Source organism: Streptomyces sp. NPDC002896 (assembly GCF_040295225.1).
Taxonomy (GTDB): Bacteria; Actinomycetota; Actinomycetes; order Streptomycetales; family Streptomycetaceae; genus Streptomyces.
This window is the reverse complement of sequence record NZ_JBEOVA010000017.1, coordinates 41354-58689: the sequence shown is the minus strand read 5'-3', so window position 1 is coordinate 58689 and position 17336 is coordinate 41354. Positions and strand designations below refer to the sequence as shown.

The 17336-nt window shown below is 69.6% G+C and carries 10 protein-coding genes and 3 pseudogenes; 7 read left to right on the top strand and 6 right to left on the bottom strand.

Features of this window, described 5'->3' with window-relative positions; genetic code table 11:
* Window positions 1-3: 3 nt before the first annotated feature.
* From ABT009_RS28595 to ABT009_RS28585, 3 genes are all read left to right on the top strand, one after another.
* A complete protein-coding gene (locus ABT009_RS28595) occupies window positions 4-1044 on the top strand; it encodes an aldo/keto reductase (protein WP_351300941.1) in 1041 nt (346 codons plus the stop codon).
* Complete coding sequence (locus tag ABT009_RS28590; RefSeq protein WP_351300938.1) at window positions 1007-1729, top strand: FadR/GntR family transcriptional regulator; 723 nt, start codon at window positions 1007-1009, stop codon at window positions 1727-1729. Before ABT009_RS28595 ends, ABT009_RS28590 begins: the two co-directional genes overlap by 38 nt.
* Window positions 1730-2302: 573 nt before the next feature.
* Complete coding sequence (locus ABT009_RS28585; protein ID WP_351300935.1) at window positions 2303-2527, top strand: hypothetical protein; 225 nt, start codon at window positions 2303-2305, stop codon at window positions 2525-2527.
* Between the two features lie 111 nt (window positions 2528-2638).
* Here ABT009_RS28585 and ABT009_RS28580 read toward each other — a convergent pair whose 3' ends face one another.
* A complete protein-coding gene (locus ABT009_RS28580) occupies window positions 2639-4162 on the bottom strand; it encodes a glycoside hydrolase family 43 protein (RefSeq protein WP_351300932.1) in 1524 nt (507 codons plus the stop codon).
* A 496-nt stretch (window positions 4163-4658) separates the two neighbouring features.
* Here ABT009_RS28580 and ABT009_RS28575 point away from each other — a divergent pair.
* The 3 genes and pseudogenes from ABT009_RS28575 to ABT009_RS28565 form a co-directional block, all read left to right on the top strand.
* Window positions 4659-4927: pseudogene (locus ABT009_RS28575) on the top strand (beta-xylosidase); the annotation flags it as partial.
* A gap of 81 nt (window positions 4928-5008) precedes the next feature.
* Window positions 5009-6535 (top strand): non-reducing end alpha-L-arabinofuranosidase family hydrolase, encoded by a 1527-nt coding sequence (locus ABT009_RS28570; RefSeq protein ID WP_502989982.1) that lies wholly within the window; start codon window positions 5009-5011, stop codon window positions 6533-6535.
* A gap of 231 nt (window positions 6536-6766) precedes the next feature.
* Window positions 6767-6949: pseudogene (locus tag ABT009_RS28565) on the top strand (ABC transporter ATP-binding protein); the annotation flags it as partial.
* A 19-nt stretch (window positions 6950-6968) separates the two neighbouring features.
* On the opposite strand, the gene ABT009_RS28560 reads toward ABT009_RS28565, so the two are convergent.
* The 5 genes and pseudogenes from ABT009_RS28560 to ABT009_RS28540 all read right to left on the bottom strand — a co-directional run bounded on the left by ABT009_RS28560 (window position 6969) and on the right by ABT009_RS28540 (window position 16276).
* Window positions 6969-9278: a beta-L-arabinofuranosidase domain-containing protein gene (locus ABT009_RS28560; protein ID WP_351300923.1), complete on the bottom strand. Its 2310-nt coding sequence runs from the start codon at window positions 9276-9278 to the stop codon at window positions 6969-6971.
* 93 nt (window positions 9279-9371) lie between these two features.
* Window positions 9372-10424: pseudogene (locus ABT009_RS28555) on the bottom strand (glycoside hydrolase family 43 protein); the annotation flags it as partial.
* Window positions 10425-10465: 41 nt separating this feature from the next.
* Window positions 10466-12955: a glycosyl hydrolase family 95 catalytic domain-containing protein gene (locus ABT009_RS28550; protein WP_351300920.1), complete on the bottom strand. Its 2490-nt coding sequence runs from the start codon at window positions 12953-12955 to the stop codon at window positions 10466-10468.
* Between the two features lie 425 nt (window positions 12956-13380).
* Complete coding sequence (locus tag ABT009_RS28545) at window positions 13381-15360, bottom strand: glycoside hydrolase family 31 protein (RefSeq protein WP_351300917.1); 1980 nt, start codon at window positions 15358-15360, stop codon at window positions 13381-13383.
* Window positions 15361-15469: 109 nt separating this feature from the next.
* A complete protein-coding gene (locus ABT009_RS28540) occupies window positions 15470-16276 on the bottom strand; it encodes a type 2 periplasmic-binding domain-containing protein (protein WP_351300914.1) in 807 nt (268 codons plus the stop codon).
* A 75-nt stretch (window positions 16277-16351) separates the two neighbouring features.
* Here ABT009_RS28540 and ABT009_RS28535 point away from each other — a divergent pair, with 75 nt between their 5' ends.
* The gene (locus ABT009_RS28535) at window positions 16352-17326 is read left to right on the top strand and encodes a phosphotransferase family protein (RefSeq protein ID WP_351300911.1); all 975 of its coding nucleotides are present in this window, start codon (window positions 16352-16354) and stop codon (window positions 17324-17326) included.
* The last annotated feature ends 10 nt before the right edge of the window (window positions 17327-17336 follow it).

Below are 17336 nucleotides of genomic sequence, written 5' to 3'. Positions count from 1 at the left end.
GTCTTGCACCAGCGGAAGATCCAGAACACATGCGTCGAACTCACCGAGCTCGGTTTCGGGGCGTCCGTGATCGGCAACCTCTACCGCGTCACCCCGGTGGACGACGCGAGGGCTGCCGTCGATGCGGCCTGGGAGGCCGGCCTGCGGTATTTCGACACGGCACCGCACTACGGTCTCGGCCTCTCCGAGCGCCGCCTGGGCGCCGCCCTGCGAGGCCGCCCGCGTGACGAGTACGTCATCTCCTCCAAGGTGGGCAGGCTGCTGGTGCGCAACGAGGAGCCACGCGGCGTCGACACCGAGGGCTTCGTCGTACGGGACGACCTGCGCCGGCAGTGGGACTTCAGCCAGGACGGCGTGCTCCGCTCCATCGAGGACACGCTGGAGCGCACCGGCCTGGACCGGCTGGACATCGTCTACCTGCACGATCCGGACGATCACTGGCGGCAGGCGGCCGAGGAGGCCATGCCCACTCTCGCGGAGTTGCGTGACCAGGGCGTGATCGGCGCAATCGGCGCCGGCATGAACCAGTCGGCTATGCTCGCGCGCTTCCTGCGCGAGACCGCCGCCGACGTGGTGATGCTGGCCGGGCGCTATACGCTCCTGGACCAGTCGGCACTGGACGACGTCCTGCCCGCCGCAGGGGAACTCGGCAAGAGCGTGGTGGCGGTGGGTGTCTTCAACTCGGGACTGCTCTCCCGTGACCGGCCCGCCGAGGGCATGAGGTACGACTACCAGGACGCCCCACCGGCCCTGGTCGCCCGGGCTCGGGCGATCGCCGAGGTCTGTGCGGCGCACGGAACCACTCTGCCCGCCGCCGCGATCGCCTTCCCGTACACGCATCCCAGTATCATCAACGTCACCCTCGGTATGCGGAATCCGGAACAGGTCATACGAAACGTGGAACTCCATGATCAGCAAGTCCCGGACGGCCTCTGGGACGATCTCCGCACTCAGGGGCTGATCAGGTCGGACGTGCTCACGGGGCACGGTGAGGGGAGGGATGAGCGTGTCTCTGACGGACAAGGCCATCGAGCAGATACGTGAGCTGATCCGTACCGGGGCCCTGCCGCCGGGCTCGAAGCTCCCCCCGGAGCCGGACCTGGCCGCTCAGCTGGGCCTGTCCCGCAACCTCGCCCGGGAAGCGGTCAAGGCGCTGGCCGTCGCGCGGGTCCTGGAGGTCCGGCGGGGCGACGGCACGTATGTGACCAGCCTGCAGCCGAGCCTGCTGCTGGAGGGGCTCGGCGGGGCGGTGGAACTGCTGCAGGGCGACTCGGTCGCCCTGCAGGACCTCATGGAGGTACGGCGGCTCCTGGAACCGGTGGCCACGGCGCTGGCCGCGACCCGGATCTCCGACGACCAACTGGCCGAGGTCGAAAGGCACTTGGATGCCATGCGCGAGGCCCGCGACGACGTCGAGCGGCTCAACGCCCACGACGCCGCCTTCCACCGCGCCGTCGTCTCGGCCACGGGCAACGAGTCACTCCTCACCCTCCTGGAGGGCATCTCCGGCCGCACCCTGCGCGCCCGCATCTGGCGCGGTCTGGTCGACGACAAGGCCGCGGGCCGCACTCTCGCCGAGCACGAGGCGATCTTCAACGCGCTGTCCACCCGTGACGCCGCCCTCAGCCAGGCCGCCGCCCTGCTGCACGTGAGCAACACTGAGCAGTGGCTGAGGGAGCACCTGCGGTCAGGCGAGGCCCTCCCCTTCGGGACCACAGCGCCGAAGTGACGGGCGCCCGCCAGGTCCTCGTTCCCCCGTCATTCACCCGGGTCGCCGCCACTGCGCACATACCACCAGGAGGCTGACGGGCGGACGTCGATGAACCGCCTGCCATCTGTGCGCCACCGCCCCTCCGCGTCGATCAGTCCGTATGACGCCGCCCTCCTCGCCGCGACGGGCCTGCAAGGACAGAAGCAGGCCATCGACGCCGTGCTCAGCGCGACCGTCCACGCCGCCGAGGCGCGCGCCCCAGCGCGCCACCGGGCCGGCCGCCACCCGCGTCTCGGTCGAGGAAGTCCCTGCCACGCGACCTCGTCGTCGCCGAGACCGGCAGCCTCGGCATCCGCCGCACCGCCGCCACCCGAACCGCCCTGCCGCGGCCTTCGACACCGTGCACGTCGATGGCCACCAGGTGCGGATCAAGCACGGTCCGCACGGCGCCAAGCCCCAGCACGACGACTGGTCACCGCCGCCATACGGCCCGGCCTCCCGCTGCGTGGCCGTCGCCGCCCGCGCGCTCCACGAGAGCACGCGGGCGCCGACGCCCCAGCCACCCTCTCAGGAGGACACAGGAGGACAACCGTGCACGATGACACCCACCTCCACGACGACCCCTCCGTCCTGGCATACCGGCGGCTTCGGCGTCTGGCGGAGATCGGCCCTGCCGCCGTCGCGTACTCGGGCGGCGCGGACTCCGCACTGGTCCTGGCCGCCGTGGTACGCGCTCTCGGACCGGCACGCGTCCTGGCCGTCACCGCCGTGTCGGAGAGCCTGGCCTCCGGCGAACAGTCGGGTTCGGTGACATGAGCCAGAGGGTCGAACCCTTCCGGTGCGGACGGCTCAACACCGAGTACACGCCGCGCACAGCGCCTGCCTCGGTGTGTGCACCGGCTCACGCTGACACGGGCGGCCCGGGCGTCAGGCGGAGGTCGCCGGTTCGTAGTGGAACCAGTCGAATGCGACGGTGCCGTCGGTTGCGTACATGCCGATGACGCGCCCGGTGAAGCCGGTGGCGACCTCGGTGGACAGGTAACGCCCCTCCAGTTCGACGAGGGGCTCCGCGCCCGGGGCGTCGGGGTCGCCGAGCCAGAAGGCGATGGTGTCGGGGCCGGTGGGCTCGATGCCGGCGAATTCGGGGGACGGGGACACGATGTCGGTGGTACGGACCGTCACGGCGAGGGCGAGCGGGCCGGGCGGCACCGGGCGGCGGGCCACGGCCTGGCGCAGCGGGCCAATGCGTGCGATGACACTGACTTCTCCGTCACCGGCCTCCAGGTCATAGTGGTGGGCCTCATCCATGCGTACGCTCAGGCCGCCCCGCCCGGTGCCCGGGTCGAGCAGAGCCGCGGCACGGCAGTCGTGGTGCTGCTGACGGCGGCCGACAAAGGTGTAGACGGGGCGGTCGAGGGTGGGGCCGGTGGCGGTGAGCGTGAGCCAGCCCGCGCGCTCGGTCAGCGACCAGGAGCCGTCGGGGCGGGCGTAGGGCGAGATCCAGTGCGGCGCGAGCGTAGGCGCGTCGAAGTCGTCGCGAGCGGGCAGGGCCGGGAAGGGACGCCAGGCGCCGGCGGGCGCCGGGTGGCGCTCGGGCACAGGCGCGACGACGGGCCAGCCGTTCTCGTCCCATTCCACGGGAGTGAGGAAGGTTTCGCGGCCGAGCACCTGGAAGTTGGGGGTGTAGCCGCGGGGTCGGGTGCCGAGCAGCACCATCCACCAGCTGCCGTCGGGCGCCGTGACCAGGTCGGCGTGGCCGGTGCTCTGGATGGGTCGGTCGGTGCCGCTGTGGGACAGCAAGGGGTTGGCGGGTGCGCCTTCCCAGGGGCCGCGCGGCGAGCGGGCCCGGGCCATTGACACGCCATGGCCGCGCTCGGTGCCGCCCTCGGCGATCAGCAGGTACCACCAGTCGCCGATGCGGTACAGGTGCGGGGCCTCGGGGTACTTCAGACCGGTGCCCGACCAGGTGGGGAAGGGTCCCTCCAGTACCTCACCCTTGACCGGGTCGATCCGGGCGATGTGGATGCCGGGTACGGAGAAGGCACACCAGCAGGTGCCGTCCTCCTCCCATGCCAGGTCCGGGTCGATCCCGGGCAGGTCGATCCACATCGGGTCCGACCACGGGCCCTCGGGCCGTTCGGCGGTCACGATGTAGTTGCCGCCGCCGCTGACGTTGGTATTGATCATCCAGAAGCGGCCGTCGTGGTGGCGGATCGTGGGGGCGTAGAGGCCGCGTGAGGCCATGGAGCCGGGCAACGGCAGCGGCAGTTGCCCGGGGCGGTCGAGCACGTTGCCTATCTGCCGCCAGTGCACCAGGTCCTTGCTGTGGAAGATCGGCACGCCGGGGAAGTACTCGAAGCTTGAGCACACCAGGTAGTAGTCGTCACCGACTCGGCACACGCTGGGGTCGGGGTGGAACCCGCGAATCACGGGGTTGTCGTATGTCCGCACAGGGTGTGATCCCTTCAGAATGCCGGGGGCTTGCCGATCTTGGAGGGGTTGATGATGCCATGACATGAACCCACCGGAGAGGTTGGACGGCGCACAGCCGCCTGCGGCCGTCGATGAGATGCCGGCAGGTCCACATCGGGCAAGCATCTTCGGATCGTCCGCCACCGTCTCCCCGCAGCCACCGCCCCCTGACTGTTCACAGAACAGCACGGACGGTGCTGTGGCCTCAGGTTCGGAGCGAGCATCTCAAGGGCACCCCGGCGGTCGACCGTATGTCGCCACATGGAAGCGACATGGGATGGATTAGCAGGTAACGAGGGGGCTTGTGTCCAGAGTTGGGGTGCACAAGCCTGAAACTACCAGGCTATTCAAGAGTGCTCTCGGCTGGCAGGTGTTTGACATGGGATGTATTTACCTCGCGGGAACCATTGACGAGGGCATGCCCGGTACCTACTGTCCTGCGACAGATCCGTACGCACTTCAACAACCAAGAAAGTGGGATCCCAACCAGCAGAAGTACGCCACCGGCCTCGCCGGCCCCTGGACCGCCTTGACCGACATCGGCGACGCCACTGCCTACGGCTCCCAGACCGGGTTCGTGCTGCCCGTCCAGGGCCCGCAGGGCTACGTCTACCTGGGCGACCGCTGGGGCAACTCCATGGGTGGCACCGTCAACGACTCCTAGTACGTCTGGCTGCCGCTGACCTTCCCCACCCGGAGCATCATGACCTGCCCTGGTACCCGCAGGTGGCCATCGACACTGCGGACAGGCCCTGCCTCCGGGCACGCGCCCCGACGGACGGGCAGCCGCACTCAGTGAAGGAGATGCAGATGATGGGCATGCGTATGGCATTCAGTGTGTCGTGGTGGGGACGCGGGAGGCGTACGGGAGTGCTCGCCGCGGTGACCGCTTTACTGGCGGCGCTGCTGACCGGGTTGGGTGCCGCTGGGACGGCGCGGGCGGCCACGGTGGATACGAGCGCGTCGTACGTGCTGGTCAACCGGGGCAGCGGCAAGGTGCTCGACGTGTCCGGCGCGAGCACCGCAGATGGGGCGGGCCTCACGCCGTGGACCCGCACCGACAGCGCCAACCAGCAGTTCCAGTTCGTCGACTCGGGCGGCGGCTACTACCGGCTCAAGGCGCAGCACTCCGGCAAGGTGCTGGACGTCTACAACTACTCCACCGCCGACCACGCGGACATCGTGCAGTGGAGCGACCTCAACGGCACCAACCAGCAGTTCCGGCTGGCCGATTCCTCGGACGGTTACGTCCGTCTGCTCAACCGCAACAGCGGCAAGGCCGTCGAGGTCGAGAACGCCTCCACCGCGGACGGCGCCAAGGTCGTGCAGTACACCGACTGGGGCGGAGCCAACCAGCAGTGGCAGCTGGTCCGAGTCGACAGCGGCAGCAGCGCGCTGCCGTCGACGTTCCGGTGGTCCTCCAGCGGCGTTCTGGCCGGACCGAAGCCGGACGCCCAGCACCCCGACGTGGCGGCGATCAAGGACTTCTCGATCGTGCGGTACAACAACCAGTGGCTGACCTTCGCGACCACCGCCAGCCCTTCCGGCTGGGGCCTGGTGCAGTTCAACTTCGATGACTGGTCCCAGGCCGCATCCGCACCGCAGACCTACCTCGACACCTCGCCCATGGGTCCCGGCTACCGGGCCGCGCCTCAGGTGTTCTACTTCGCGCCGCAGAACCTGTGGTACATGGTCTACCAGACCGGTCCGCCCACCTACTCCACCAGCACCAACCCCGCCGACCCGCGCTCCTGGTCCGCGCCGCGCACCTTCATCTCCCAGGAGCCGCCGATCGTCACCCAGAACAAGGGCAACGGCACCTGGATCGACTTCTGGGTCATCTGCGACACGGCCAACTGCCATCTGTTCTTCAGTGACGACAACGGCCACATCTACCGCGCCCAGACCAGCCTGGCGAACTTCCCGAACGGTTTCGGAAACACGCAGATGGTGATGTCGGACACCAAGAACAACCTGTTCGAGGCCACCAACGTGTACAAGGTCGCCGGCAGCGACCAGTACCTGCTCCTCCAGGAGGCCATCAGCAACACCTCAGGCCGGCGCTACTTCCGCTCCTTCACCTCCACCAGCCTCACCGGCAGCTGGACCCCCCTGGCCGCCACGGAGAACGAACCCTTCGCCAGCCGCAACAACGTCACCTTCCCCGGCGGGGCCTGGACCGAGGACATCAGCCACGGCGAGTTGATCCGCGTCGGCAACGACCAGACCCTGCCCATCAATCCGTGCCGACTGCAGTACGTCTACCAGGGCATGGACCCCAACGCCGGGGGCGACTACATCCGCCTGCCCTGGCGGATGGGCCTGCTCACCCAGACCAACTCCACCTGCTGACCGCCCGAACCTCGATCATCCATGCACCCCGCCGGACAACTCGCCCGGCGGGGTGACGGCGCTGCTTGCCGTGGCAGCCACCGCAGCCGGTTGCACCTGCCGCACCCGGCGGGCCTCCGCTGCCCCGGCCGCCGGGAGGGAAACAGCTGGGACAGCGGCGGCTGCGGCGTCACGGCATCAGGCCCGCCAAGCGGCCGAGGCGCCAGCTTCCCCGGGGAGATGGCCTCCTCCGCGGCGCCCGACGCGACGGAGGACGACATCCGCGACGTCCTGGTCCGTGCGAAGCTCGGTACCCTCATCGACCGCCTTCCCAACGGCCTGAAGACGCCGGTCGGACACCGCGGCTCCAAGCTGTGGCGCGGCGAGCGGCAGCGCATAGCGATCGCCCGCGCACTGTTGCGGAGCCCCCGGATTTCCCATGTGGCGGGTCACGTCAGCGCACCAGGCGCACTTCGAGCAGCCTGATGGTGGTTGCAGGGCCGACCGCTTCGAACCGAACCTCGACGGGCCCGGCAGGATGGTCCGCGTCGAGCGGGAACACCTGGGAGACTTCCTCGCCCTCGGGGTCCGGTGAGGGTGTGAGCGTGCCCAGCATGTGCCCGTCCATCAGTACGCGGGTCGGTCCGGCACTTCCGTCGGCGAGGTGGATCACCTGCAGGCCGGTGGCGGCACCGTCCGGGTCTGTCAGACGGTAGGACCACCAGCCGGTGGCGGCCCGCCACCTCAGCCCGTCGGTTAGGCCCGACCATGTGCCCTGTCCCTCGAACCGGTGGTCGCTTTCGGGCTGTTGCTCGCCGGCGGCAACGGCGTCAACGGTGCGGTCGTGCAGCGTGAGGGCCGCCTCGTCGGCCGCGCGCAGCTCCGCCCGCCGCTCCTGGAGCCGCTCCGGGTCCGCCACGGGGAAGTAGAGGACGTAGCGGGAGTCGTGGATGCCGGCGAACGGGACGAGGGTGACGGACTCGCCCGGTCGCGCGTCCATGTGATCCAGGGCGAACGCCAACCGATCCGGGGCGAGTCGGCGTACGCCGGCCGCCAGATCGGAGGAGGTCCGGGCGAGTACGACGGGCAGGTGCTCCAGGGGGCGCAACGGGCCGCTGGCGACGTGACCCATCCTGGAGTCGTCGGCGAAGAACCCTGCCAGGTCGTTGCGGTCGCCCTCGGCCGCGAGCACGCTGGGTCCGAAGCGGAACGACACCCACGGCGAGCCGTCGGGAAGCAGCTCGGCGCTGATGCGCGGGTGAAGGCGCACGGCGACCGTGTCTCCTGCGCACCACTGCCGCTCGAGACGCACGTATGTCAGGGGCTGTCCGCCTGCCCCGCGGCTCGTCGTGAGCGGGGCGGGTCCAGCCGCGGGCGGTGCGCCGTTGATACGGACCTGCGGCGTCCCTTCGTGCCAGCTGGGGACGCGTATGTGGATCGCCACAGGGGCGGCGGGGGCCCCGCGTACCACGAGTCCGACCTCGTTGTCGTAGGGGGCCGTCCCGGTCTGCTCGAGCACCAGGTTCTGTTCGGGCAGGCTGAGCCGGGAGGCGATGAAGAGGTTGACGAACAGGTCGCCGCCCTCGACGGTGTACACCAACTCGCCGTACTTCGCGTGGTTCTCCAGCCCGGTGCCGACGCAGCACCAGAAGCAGTTCTGGGGCGTCGACACCACGCGGTAGTGGCCCGGTCGCACCGGTGTGAAATACACCAGCCCGCCCTTGGGATGCAGGGACGAGAGGATGTGGTTGACCGTCGCGCGCTCGTAGTGATCGAGCACCTCGGCGTCCGGCTTTTCGAGGAACAGCGCGCGGCTCAGCTTGAGCATGTTGTAGGTGTTGCAGGTCTCGGGGCCCTCCGGCGACTCCAGCGCAGAGGTGAAGTCGTCGCGGGGATGCAGGTGCTCGCGCACGGAGTTGCCGCCGAAGGTGAACGTCCGGTGCCTGGTCATGGTCTGCCAGAAGAACCGGGCGGCGTCCCGCAGGCCGTGGTCGCCGCCGACCTCGCCGAGCCGCTGATACCCGACCGCCTTGGCGATCTGGGTGTTGGCGTGCATCCCGTCGAGGACGTCGCGGTGCTCGCGCAACGGGCGGAGCAGTGACTGGTCGAGGAAGCGCCGTGCCAGGGCGGCGTACCGGTCCGTGCCGGTGACGTCGGCGAGGTCTGCCAGAACCTCGCACATCCCGCCGAACTCGGTGCGGAGCATGGCTTCGTGGGTGTCGTCGTCCATCCCCGCCGCCATCGGGTCCCACCAGTCGGCCAGCCGTCGTACGGCGGTCAGGGCCAGGTCTGAGCCGGCGTGCCGGTGGGCGTCCAGCAGGCCGGCGAAGAGCTTGTGCAGGTTGTACCACGGTACCCAGGCACCACCGAGCTCGAACGAGTCCCGCTCCACCTGCCCCTCGGCTACCCGCTGCCAGAGCTGCACGCCGTCGGGGATGCCTCCGACGTAGCCGGTGCCCAGGGCGTCCTGGCACTCGACGACGCCCTGAACCAGACGATCGACCATGGCTCTTGGCCGGGGATCGTCCGTCACCGCGCTCATGAGAGCGGCGCCCGACAGTGCGTGCCCGACGGTGTGGCCGTCGAGACCGGAGCTCTCCCAGTTGCCGTAGGACTCGGCGACCGGCGGTAGGCCGGCCTCGCGTCGCAAGGGTGCGAGGAGCCGGTCGGTGTCGAGGGACAGCAGGTAGTCGAGGGCGGTGGCCTGCGCGTCCAGGAACGGGCCGGGGAGAAGGCGTACCGCGCTGCGGGGGAGTGACTGCATCGGTGCTCGTTTCCTTCGTTCGAACCTTGCGGGCCTGCAGCGGAGAGCATCGCGACTGATCGTGCGTGATCAGGAATCGCTCTCGTGCCCACCGTAAGCACTCAGCAGCCGGTCGCACTCCGCCTGGGTGAGGGGGAGCACCGAGCCGTGCTTGGCCTCAGGCGGCAGTCGATAGCTCGTCGACGGGATCCACTTCCCGGAGTCGAGATCGGTGGTCTCGAACGGGACGTAGTTGCGGCCCCCGAACTCGTCGATGAACATGTACCACTTCTCCTCCGTGTTCGACTTGAACACGGCCGGGCCCTCACCACGGCTGATAGCCCCCTCGCCGATGCGGTCGACCACGAAGTCATACGTGGTGGACGTCAGTTCGCGGGACTTCTCGGCGATGATGAACTTCGCGCTGGGAACGGAAGGCGACTGGTCCCGCTCGTCCTTCGTGTAGCGGTAGTACACCCCGTTGTGCTTGATCACGGCTGAGTCGATCACGGCGTGCCCCGGATCGTGCCAGAGGGTGGGCTCGCTGAAGGTGCGGAAGTCCGTGGTGGTGGCGTACAGCATCCTGTTGTACGTCGTGCCCGTGTGATCGGGGTCGTCGTCCGCGTAGAGCTTCGAGGCCCAGAAGACGACGTATGTGCCGAGTTCGTCCGCGTAGCAGGCCTTCGGCGCCCAGGTGTTGCCGGCGGTGTCGGGGGACACCTTGACGAGGCGCTGACCGGTCCAGTTCACCAGGTCGGAGGAGTCCCACACCACGATCGACTTGCTGCCGGCGCGCTCGGCTCTGTCCCAGATGAGCTGCACCTGGTCCTCGGCGTCGCCGGATGTCCGCAGATCCGTTGCGATCAGGTGGAACCTGTCGCCGTCGGGGGAGCGGATCACGAAGGGGTCGCGTACCCCCCCGGTGCCCAGGCTGGAGGCCAGGACGGGTTCTCCGTCGTTCAGTTCCCGGTAGTGCAACGGGTCGTTGCCGTGGCTGAGCGCCATCCGGATCCGTTCGTCGTCGACTGACGGGTTGCCGACGAAATAGACGAGCAGATAGCCGACGTAGACCGGTTTCGGCTGATACACAAACACTCCTGAGTGTGGTGAGGGGGCAGGTCCAGAGAGAGCGGGGATCCGCGGGCCTCGAGAGGGACACCGGCGCACGCGCCGAAGCGCCCTGGGCGGTGTCCTCGCGGGCAGAGGCTTCAGCCGCCCTGGCCGTGTCCGCTCTGCTCCGGCCTGCGGTGCGCTTGGGCCGACGTGCCCGTCGGCAGGGAGATCGTGATCCGTGTGCGTTGCCCGGCGGCGAGGGAGATGTTCCGGGCACGCGGGCCCAGCATGGAGGGACCGACCTGTGCGGAGGTGGTGACGGCCGTGATGCCGCGGCGGCTGATCAGCGTGACGTCCTGGGTCCGGTCCGAGGTGACGGTCACCGTCGTGGTGCCGTCGGACAGATCCCAGTCCAGGCCGTGCACACGGATTCCGCCCCGGCCCCGGATGCCGGTGATCGTACCCTTGTCCCACTGCTCGGGCAGTGCGGGAAGGACTTCCAGAACGCCCGGCCTCGTGTAGAGCAGCGCCTCGGCCAGTACGGCGGGCAGGGCGTTCGCCGCGTCGGCGTTATAGATGTCGAGGCCCGGGTTGTGGGAGGTCATCAGTGACCGGAAGAGCATGTCACCGCCGATGATCTTCCGTAGGTTGTCGTACACCTGGGCGCCGTCCTTGAGCCGGGCGGCCGCCAGAGCGCGGTGCAGGCTGCCGTGCGCGGAGAGGTTCTGATCTCCGCGCAGCTCGAGTGCTCTGAGTGCCGGGGACACGAGGTCGGGGCGTTCCTCCGGGTTGATCTCGTGCAGGGGCCAGACGGCGTACAGGTGCTGGATGTGGCGGTGGTCGTAGTGGTCGGTCAGGCCGGGCCAGGACCATTCGGCGAGGGCTCCGTCCTCGTTGATCCGATAGTCGGGGATCCTGTCGAGCACTGCCGTCCAGCGTTCGACGCCCTCGCCGCTGCCCTGTTCGACGCCGAGGGCGCCCGCGGCGTCGATGGCAGCCTGGAGGGCATGTCTGCCGGCCGTGATGTCGCCGGTGGCGTTGACGGACAGGTGCTCGCCTGTGTTGCCCGGGGCGTTTTCCATGGAGAACGACGGTACGAAGACCGCCTTGCCGTTCGCGTCGGTGCGGGTCAGGAAGTCCTCGTAGAACAGGGCCAGTTCCATCAGGGCGGGACCGAGCTTGTCACGCAGGAACGCATGGTCGCCGGTGATCTCGTAGTACTCCAGGAGCGGGTGGAGCAGCCAGTCGGCGCCGCCGGTCCAGCAGTGGCCGGGGAAATCCCCGCCGTTGAAGTGCAGCATGTGGCCGTACTCGCCGTCGGTACGGGAGGGGGCGAGGAAGCCGCGGGCGCCGTAAAGGTTCTTGGCGTTGGTGCGCCAGTGGTCCAGTTGACCGAGGATCAGGTCGAAGTAGCCCTCCATGGCCTCGGTGAGGTCGAGGATGTTGCCGCCGGCGACCTGGAGATTGACGTTGGCGTCGGTGGTGAAGTCACCGGCCCAGGCGGCGGTCCACGCTCCCGTCCAGATGCCGGTCAGGCGGGGTGGCAGGATGCCGCTGGAGCTGAGGAAGAGGTAGCGGCCGCAGTCGTAGAGCCGCTCCAGCAGCGCAGGGTCGATGACGCCGCGGTTGGCGTTCTGACGGGCGATCAGCTCGGTGGTCGACAGCCGGCGGTCGGGCTCGGGGACGTTCAGGTCGAGGCGGGAGCGGTCGTACAGTTCCGAGTGGATCCTCGTATGGCGGGCGAGGAGAGTCCCGTAGTCGGATTCCAGGGAGGCCAGCCCCGCGTGCAGGGGCCTGGCGTCCCAGGCGGTGGGCGTCTCGTACCTGTCCAGTCGGGTCAGGAGTGTGAGCCTGGCCGCCCCTGTGACGACGACGGTCGAGCCGCTGACGGCGACCTTGCCACCGGTCGGCACGACGCGGGTGACGCCCTCGTAGCCGTAGGCGCCCAATCCCTCGGGGTAGGTGCCGCGCAGGTTCAGCCACCCGGAGCCCTCACCGACGACGGCCAGGGTGGTGAACGTCATGCGGGTGTGCAGGGTGTCGCCCCCGCTGTGGATGGTCGCGGTGTCGTCGAGCGCGGTGTGCACGCCCAGGGTGACGTCGACGGTACGGCCCGGGGCCGGCACCAGTTCGTGAACGACGACCCGGTCGGCGCGGGAGATGAAGACCCGGCGGGACCAGGTGCCGTGCCCGTCCGTCCAGGCGGAGGTGACCTCGCCCGTGCGGAAGTCGGTGATCCGGACGTACTGGTCGGCGGCGGGGCCGTCCGTGGTGGCGATCCGCAGCTCGTACGCGGGGTGGTACGTCTGGGTCCAGCGCAGCTCCCACCCGGCGGCGAAGTCGCGGCACGCTCCGGCGTAGTCCCCGGCCAGCGCCTTGTCCCGCACCGCTTCCAGCCGATCGGCGAGCACCGGCGGGGTGACGCTGCGGGTGCCGTTCGGCAGGACGAGGCGGTGGTGGTCGAAGACGATCTTCTCCAGCGCCGGGTCCCCGTACACCAGGGCCCCGTATTCGCCGTTGCCGGTGAGGAAGCCGTCGGTCCACGAATCGGCGGGAGCGGTGTCATGGATCCCGCGGTCGGGGAGCGCGACCAGGGCCGGCGTGGGCGAGGTCGTGTCGCCCCCGGAACGGCGTACGGAGTGCATGGCTTTCCTGTCTTTCGTGCGGAGGAGCGTCACGGTTCGGCGAGGACGCAGGGGTGCCGGGACGCGGCCGGCCTTCGCCTGACGGTGGCCGACCGTGAGGGGGCGGGGTCTGCGCCGCCGTGCCTGCGGAGTCGGTGGTCGTCCGGTCGCCGTGTGGGGCAGTCGGCCTCCTGGGGGCCGCAGGTGCGACCGGTGGCCTCGTCCACGGTGTGTCCGTCCGGCATGTCGTCTTCGACGGTGGGCCGTTCCCGGCGGGACACGTCTCGCGGTGATCAGGCAGTGGGAGGTGTAGTGGTGGGGCGCCCCGGCCCGGTCGGCGCCGGCGGCGATTCCCGGCACTGGGCCCGAGGGGCGAGGTCCCCTCGGGCCGGGTGACGGTGGCCTCCACGGTGCCGGAGAAGTCCGAGGAGGCCACCGGGGTCCCGTCAGCTCAACCGCGCCGCGACGGCTGCCCCCTCGCGTACGAAGACGGGGATGCGCTCCAGCGGGGCGTCCGCGTCGAGCGTCGTACCGCCCTCCACCACGCTTCCGGTGACCGGGTCGAGCCAGCGTGCTCCGGACGGCAGGTACACCCGGCGGGTCCGCGCGTCCGCCTCGTACACGGGCGCCACCAGCACATCGGGGCCGAGCAGGAACTGGTCGTCCACGTCCCAGGCGCGCTCGTCGTCGGGGAAGTCGAAGAACAGCGGGCGCATCGGCGGGGCGCCGGTGCGGTGGGCCTCCTCGGACAGCTCCCTCAGGTACGGGCGCAGGCGCTCGCGCAGCGACAGGTGGTCCCGGAGGATGCCGTACGCCTCTTCGCCGTAGGACCAGACCTCGTTCGGCCCGCCGCTCATGTCCGCGGAGAACGTGGGGTGGTTGGGCTCACGGTCGCCGTGCAGGCGCATGACGGGGCTGAAGGTGCCGTACTGGAACCATCGGATCAGCAGCTCGCGGTAGGCAGGGTCGTCCGGGTTGCCGCCGCCGAAGCCGCCGATGTCGGTGTTCCACCAGGGGATGCCACTCATCGCGACGTTCAGCCCGGCCCTGATCTGGCGCGACAGGGAGTCGAAGGTGGTGGGGATGTCGCCGGACCACAGCGCGGAGCCGTACTTCTGGCTGCCGGCCCACGCGGACCGGACCAGGGACAGCGGCCGGTCGTCGCCCGCCTCGGCCAGGCCCTCGGCGACGGTACGGGTGTGCAGCACGGGGTAGAGGTGCGCGGCCTCGGCGGCCGGCCCTGCCGCGTAGACGGCGCGCTCGGCGACCTCCCGGCTCAGGTCGGGCTCGCAGGCGTCCAGCCAGAAGCAACTCACGCCCAGCGCATAGTAGTTGTCGTGCAGCCGCTGCCACAGCGCGGCGCGTGCTCCGGGGTGGGTGGCGTCGTAGTACGCCATCGGGCGCATCGGCTCCTCGATACTGCGCGACGGCCATGGGAAGGTGAGGAGGCCGCCGTCCGCGTCCCGCACGAGGTGTCCGGACGCGCGCAGTTCCTCGAAAGTGTCACTGCCGGGCTCGACGGTCGGCCACACCGAGACCGCGAGCCGCACCCCGAGTTCGGTCAGCTCCTTGACCATGGCGGCGGGGTCGGGCCACTCGCTCTCCTCGAAACGCCAGTCGCCCATGTTCGGCCAGTGGAAGAAGTCGCAGACGATGACGGACAGCGGCAGCCCGCGCTCCTTGTACTGCCGTGCCACCGAGAGGAGTTCGTCCTGGGTGCGGTAGCGCAGCTTCGACTGCCAGAAACCGGACGCCCACTCGGGGAGGAGGGGTGGGCGTCCGGTGACCAGGGTGTACGCGTCGATGATCTGGGCCGGGGTGTCGCCCGCGGTGACCCAGTAGTCGACGCGCCCGCCGCCGTCGGCGACCCACCGGGTCGTGTCGGTGCCCAGTTCGACGCGGCCGGTGGCGGGGTTGTTCCACAGCAGTCCGTAGCCGCGGGAGGAGTGCAGGAAGGGGATGGTGGCCACGGTGTTGCCCTGGACGAGGTCGATCACACAGCCCTTCTGGTCCAGGAGCCCGTGAAGATGCTGCCCGAGGCCGTGCAGCCGCTCACCGTCGTACCCCTCGAAGTGCTGTTCCGTACGGCCGCCCGCCGCGTGGACGCGGGGACCGTTGTGGTGGGGGTACGGGGTCTTGTCCGCGAGCAGTTCACGGCCCGAGTCGGCGTGCAGGAACCTCAGCCGGCCGTGGGCCGAGGCCTCGACGGCGAGGCGGCCGTTGACCAGGCGGGCGGAGCCGTCGTCGGATACGGACAACTCGGCGTCGGGGGAGGGCGGGGGGTTATCCAGCGCGCCGGGGGCCGCGGGATCGACGGTCCCCGAGGAGGCCCGCACCCGGACCGCGTGCGGCCCCCAGGGCTCGATGCGGAGGATCTCTTCGGCGGTGTGGCGTTCCAGGCCGCCCGCGCGGATGCTGTAGGACAAGGGATTTCCTCTGTTCTTCTCGATGGCCCGTGCACGTGGCGTCCGTGCGGGGCGTCGGCCGGGGCGGCCAGTGCCGTCCGTGGCGGTAGACGGCACCGGCCTCACCAGGTCAGTGCGACTTGTCGTAGGACTGCTGGTAGATCTGCAGGAAGCGCTCCAACCCGAGCTTGTCGATGTTCTTGACGTACGAGTCCCAGTCGGAGTCGAGGGACTTCTTCCCGGTGATGAACTGCACCGCGCTCTGCTGTACGAAGGTGCCGATGTTCGTCTGGAGCGTGGCGAGCTCGCTCGCCTGCGCCGGGTCGATCCACGCCTCCCCGTACGGGAACGTCTCGGCCTTGTCCGCGTGCGGCTCGTAGCGCTTGGTGGCATCGAAGAGCCGGCGCTCGTATCCGTCCTGCGTCTTGGGGTCCTTGGCCACCGCCTGCGTGTTGCGGAACTCCGCGGTGTTGTTGTACTGCGCGATCGCGCCCCAGTTACCGTTGTCCGTGGCCTTGACCTTGTACTTCGCCTTCAGGCTCTTGTCGAGTGCGATGTCCTTCGGGCCGGGCTCGACCCAGCCCTTGCCCGCCGGGCCGAACATGCCGTTGAGCTCACCCTCCTGGCTGAACACGTAGTTCAGCATCTTGATCGCCTGGATCTGCTCGGTCTGAGAGGCCTTGGTCGTCAGGACGAAGGTCGCTCCGGGCATCGACGGGAAGCCGTACGTCGTGTAGCTCTTGCCCTCCGGGCCGGTCAGCGGAGGCAGTGCGTCATAGTCCCGGTCGCGGCCGTCCTTCTGTCCCTGAGTCACAAAGCCGGGGTGCAGGGCGGTGGCGGAGCCCAGGATCACCGCGCTCGCGTTGTCACCCAGCTGCTTCAGGGCGTCCCCGTTCTGGGTGAAGGCGCTGCTGTCGATCAGACCCTGCTGTGACACTCGACCTGGGCGATCCTGTCCCGGTCCTGGCAGGCCGTCGCCGGGCTCGCTCAGCGTGGCATCAGAATGACCTCCATGACTTCCGTGAACGGCAGTCCGCACGACAACGCCGCAAGTGCCGTCGCACGGCGGCACCAGGTGCCGTCCCGGGAGGTGCGGGCGTTGCCCTCCGGCGGGGCGAATCACGTCTATCGGCTCGGTGACTCGCTGGTGCTGCGCATTCCGCGGAGCAGCTCGTTCGTGGCTGATCTGCGCAAGGAGGTCAAGGTCATTCCCGTGGCGCGGGCGGCGGGGGTGCGGACTCCCGCCGTGGTGGAGTTCGACGATTCGGGGAGTCTGGCGGACGTCCCGTACGTCGTCCTTGAGCACGTTCCCGGCGTCGATCTGGCGGAGCTGCGGCTTTCCCCGTCCGAGAGGGAGAGCGTCTACCGGCAGGTGGGCCGGGAACTGGCGAGGCTGCACCGCGTCGCCCTTGCGGATCAGGATCAGGAACAGGAACCGGGGAACGTTGGCGTCGTGCCGGTGGAGGACGACGGGGAGGATCCTCGGGAACTGGTCGCCCGGCTTCGGGCGGGCGGAATGATCGATGCGGGGGCGCAGGAGTGGCTCGTCGGATGGCTCGACCGGCTGTCCTCGCACCTACAGGGCACGTCCCCGCACGTCCTGCTGCACGGCGACATCGCACCGCAGAACATCATGGTGTCCCCGGACTCCGCGGACCTCGGCGGACTGGTCGACTGGGGCGACGCCGTGTGGGCCGACCCCGCGGTCGAGTTCGCCAAGACGCCGCTGGCGGACGTGGTGACCATGCTCAAGGGATACCGGGAGGAGAACGGAGAGGAACCGTCCGCAGGCTCCGCGGACAACGCCGGCTTCGCGTGGGAGGCGAGGATCCTGCGCCACCATCTCGTTTGGTCCCTGGGCCGGTTGGTGAACCCGGCGGCCAACCCCGGTGAACGGCACTGGACCGCACCCCCGGCCTCCCGCCTCCTCGGCCTGCTCCGGTTCTACGCGTCGGCACCGGAGAAGCCGTGGCGTGACCTGACCTGAGACCCTGGCG

Excerpts from the sequence above, each read along its gene's own strand:
- ABT009_RS28570 (WP_502989982.1), top strand. The coding sequence starts at position 5,009 with ATGGCATTCAGTGTGTCGTGGTGGGGACGCGGGAGGCGTACGGGAGTG.
- ABT009_RS28560 (WP_351300923.1), bottom strand. The coding sequence starts at position 9,278 with ATGCAGTCACTCCCCCGCAGCGCGGTACGCCTTCTCCCCGGCCCGTTC.
- ABT009_RS28550 (WP_351300920.1), bottom strand. The coding sequence starts at position 12,955 with ATGCACTCCGTACGCCGTTCCGGGGGCGACACGACCTCGCCCACGCCG.
- ABT009_RS28535 (WP_351300911.1), top strand. The coding sequence starts at position 16,352 with ATGACTTCCGTGAACGGCAGTCCGCACGACAACGCCGCAAGTGCCGTC.